This is a genomic window from Succinimonas sp., assembly GCF_045225735.1.
In the GTDB taxonomy this organism is placed as follows: domain Bacteria; phylum Pseudomonadota; class Gammaproteobacteria; order Enterobacterales; family Succinivibrionaceae; genus Succinimonas.
The window spans coordinates 1-3778 of the sequence record NZ_JBGVBR010000351.1 but is presented as its reverse complement, the minus strand read 5'-3'; the positions used below and the strand labels follow the sequence as shown (position 1 = coordinate 3778).

The following is a 3778-nucleotide window of genomic DNA, read 5'->3' as shown; positions in this document are numbered from 1 at the left end:
CAGACGAGAGGAACCTTTCGCTTTCTTTGCGACAGCCTCTTTCTCATCGGGACATACCCCAAACAGCTGCTGAAATGCCTGATGCCGGCCACCGGCAGCGGAAAATGCTTTTATTCCCCGGGAACCTTCCTGAGATGGCTTGCGGAGGCCGCTCAGGCTGCCGAAAACGCCGCGGCCTGAATCGTTCCCTCCTGATTATTATTGCAACACCGGTCACAAATTTAACAATTCAGGGACTGCCGTCAGGGCCGTTCCGGATGATGCGTCTTTCCCCGAACCCCTCCGGCAGGACAAGGTCAGGATCTCGCAAAAGCAGCATTCATAAGGCTTTGACGCTGTTAAGACATAAAAATACCGCTCTTTCTGATAATAACCCGCCGTCTTCGGAAAGCCTCCGAAAATCATTTCCTGCCGCAGTCCCTTGAATTGCAGCGGTTTCCGGCGATTTTTATCCTGCAAATCCGCTTCGGATCCCCCTCGAAAGCTTCCGTCCCGAAACCAGTTCAGCCGTTATATTACAAAGCTCGGATGGTCTGTCATAAGGCCCGGCGGCGGAAAAAACGCCGCAATACCCCGCAAATAAAGGGCCGGCAAGGAAAACCAACAAAACTTTGCGGGGGGCTCTTTATGACCGGATATTCTGAACGCGTGATGCGGTAAAAGCGCGTCAGTTTCAGCAATCAGAAAGAGGTCAGTATGGGTCAGAAACAGGATTTTGACAAACGACATCTGGAGCCGGAAACGATCCGGCAGATTTTAAGGTATCACCGGATGTCCCACGGCAGGCAGACCATCGCCAATGTTCTCGGCATTTCCGTAAATTCGGTCAGGACGGTAATTTCCAGGTTTGAGGTTCTGTATGGGGAGGCATTGCAGAGCTGCGGCGCCCCGGAGGGCGATTCCCCCGATGCGAAGAAGAACCCCGTGTCTCCTGCGGAGTATGCCGAAAGCATCGTCAAACAGAGCGACGAGCTTATCGATGCCATGTTCCATCCGAAGGCTCCCCTGCAAACAGTCCGGGCCGATACCGTTATTGACGGCAGGTACTATCCGGATTTCAGGGCTCTTGCGGCCATTGCCGTTATTGAAAAGCGGCAGTCCGTGAGTCAGGTCTACAGGTCCTATCTTGACGTCTGCCGGGAAAAGCAGGCCGATCCGCTGTCGCAGTCGTACTTCTACGAGTCCGTGAAGAAGGAAGTCGACAGCATCAACCGGAAGAACGATGACTATTACTTTATTCAGGATTTCAGGTACGGCGAGTACGTCGAACTGGATTTCTCGGGAGATAAGTACCGGGTGCAGACCAACAACATGACTGAGGACTGCTGGATTATGGTATTTACCTTCCCGGCCAGCTACTACACCTTCGCCACCTTCGTAAGCGCGCAGTCCACTGCTGAAAGCTGCCGGGGCATTGCCGAGTTCGTCAAATATCTGGGGAACCGCATGCCCCTCATCCTGAAGTGCGACAACTTCAAGGCCGCGATCACCAGCCACCGGGGATCGAGCATCGTTCCGAATGCGAGCTTCCAGAATTTTATGAGAGAGCTGGGACTGGCCATCGAGGCGGCTCCGGTTCGAAAGCCGCAGCGCAAAAGCAGCGTGGAAGCCGCGGTCGGTCTTATACAGACAAGATGCGGCAAAGATCCGGACTTTTTAAAGGAGCTTCAGACTCTCAAAACCTTCGCCGATCACTGCAGCTTCCTGCAGAAGCAGGTTGATCTCAGAATCAACCAGGCTCCCTTCAGAAAAGACACCCAAATGACCAGGAAAAATCTCTTCAATGCTTATGAAAGGCCCCGCCTGATGCCTGTTTTTAAAATTCCGGATTATGCCGAAATCCTGAAAGAGGTGAAAGTGTCCCCTAATTACCATGTGCCGGTGAACGGCCATTTGTATTCTGTGCCTTTTACCTGCATCGGAAGCTGCGTGGAGCCGCGATACACCCACGATGCCGTGATTATTTACCTCGCCGGGACCGAGGTGGCCAGGCATGATCGCAAAGACGGAAAGCCGGGTGACAGCATCAGTTTAAGCCGATCCACAAAGCCGGAACACTGTCCGCCGGAACATCAGGCAATCATGAAGGACAGCGAGCGGTTCTGTTCGGAGGAGGCGGTGTTAAAAATCGCCCGGGAACTGGACAAAGATCCGGACGGGCTTTACGCGTTCTGCAAAAGGAAATTCGAGTGCCAGAAGAACGATCCGAGCATGACTGTCCGGAACGCCATAACCAGCTGCGCCGCCGTCATCAGGCTTTATGAAGGCAGCGCGGATCGCAGTCTGGTGTCCCGGGCCTGCCGGATCACGCTGTCGCAGTCGCAGCCGAGACTGTGGAACAAGGTCACGGTGGAACAGCATCTCCGGGAGCTCAGATCCCAAAAATCCGACGGGGGCTCCGTAACCGGGGGCCTCTCAGTCAATTATCCGTCCGGCGAGGACGCTTTTTTTAACACAGGAAAACAAGCATGAGCAGCATCAGCAATGACATCAGAGACTATCTGCAGCCGCACATCCATGAGATGACGAATAAGCAGATCAGTCTTGTGGAATCCGCCTCCAAGTGCAGGCTTCCGGGCCTGGCCATGGCTCTTATTGATATGTTCAGTTCCCCGAACTCCTACACGGAAATGACGTTCGAGGATCGCATGGAGAAATGCCTTAACGGGCAGCTTGACGCCATATCCAAATCCAGGTTTGCGAGAATGTACCGGAACTCCGGACTGCCCCGGAAGGTTTATCTCAGTTCCATCAGGCCAAGGTCGGAAGCCGGAGTGACGCCGGATCTTCTGAGAAAGCTTACGGAGCTCAATTATCTGGAGGCCGGGGCGAACATCATATTCATGGGCCCGAACGGCGTCGGCAAAAGCACGCTGGCCATAGCGGCCGCGGTTCAGGCTATTACCCGGGGGCATTCGGTTCTGTATTACAGCATGAACCAATTCAGCATGATGCTGGAGTCAATGAATTCCGCGGATTACATAAAGCTGCTGAAGAAGATGAAGTCCGCGAAGCTTTGCATTCTGGACGACTGGGGCATGGCGCATCTGAGCGACATCATTATTTTAAGGCTGGCGGAGCTGGCGGAGGCGAGGTACGGAACATGTTCCACCGTCTTTACCACGCAGCTTCAGCGGCATGCCCTCGGAAACATCGCGGAAAAGCAATCCCCGGCTCTTTCGTCCCTGAAGGACCGGCTGTTCCGGCCTTCAGACATTTACGTAACGCTGTCCGGCTCTTCCCTGAGAGGAACCGCCGGCGAAATCAGAGGAGAACGGTAATGACAGAAAACATCGGATACCTGAACCCGTCGCAGATCAGGGCTGTGTTTAACAAGGTTCTTGAAAACCAGGGAAACCTGACCCCGGAGATAATCTCCGAACTGGCGGCTTATTACGAATGGGACACCTACACCGCTCTGAAATGTCTCTGCTGCTATATCAACTGCTGCCAGGCCCTGGTAACCGGCAGGGATCTGCAAGCCCTGTGCGAGGCCACAGCTGCGGCTGACTTCCTGAGGGAACAGATAAAGCAGACGGAGGACGATTTCCGGCAGAAATGCCATGAGTACAACGAACTCTCCGCGAAGTACAGCAAGAGCGAGGAGAGTCTTGCGAGGGCCAAATCCGAGTGCTCAAATCTGAAGAACTCGCTGAAAGCTCTGAAAAACAGGATCAGCGTTGAGCAAATGCTGTCATCTGTTCGCTGAACCTCTCCCGGGGGCTTTGCCAGGAGCTGTTTATCGGCTGAACCTTGTTGTATAAGGGCTGAAGCAAAA

Annotated in this window: 4 protein-coding genes; all 4 read left to right on the top strand. The window is 53.9% G+C overall.

The genetic code is table 11. The features are described 5' to 3' along the window. Positions 1-180, top strand: a 180-nt coding sequence (locus ACJROR_RS12485; RefSeq protein ID WP_406547315.1) for a hypothetical protein, incomplete at its 5' end; no start/stop codon positions are given. A 516-nt stretch (positions 181-696) separates the two neighbouring features. Further along, positions 697-2472 (top strand): Mu transposase domain-containing protein, encoded by a 1776-nt coding sequence (locus ACJROR_RS12480; RefSeq protein ID WP_406547313.1) that lies wholly within the window; start codon positions 697-699, stop codon positions 2470-2472. Further along, complete coding sequence (locus tag ACJROR_RS12475; protein ID WP_406547311.1) at positions 2469-3281, top strand: ATP-binding protein; 813 nt, start codon at positions 2469-2471, stop codon at positions 3279-3281. The genes ACJROR_RS12480 and ACJROR_RS12475 overlap by 4 nt, the downstream gene beginning before the upstream one ends. Beyond that, positions 3281-3709 (top strand): hypothetical protein, encoded by a 429-nt coding sequence (locus ACJROR_RS12470; RefSeq protein WP_406547310.1) that lies wholly within the window; start codon positions 3281-3283, stop codon positions 3707-3709. The genes ACJROR_RS12475 and ACJROR_RS12470 overlap by 1 nt, the downstream gene beginning before the upstream one ends. Positions 3710-3778 lie beyond the last annotated feature (69 nt).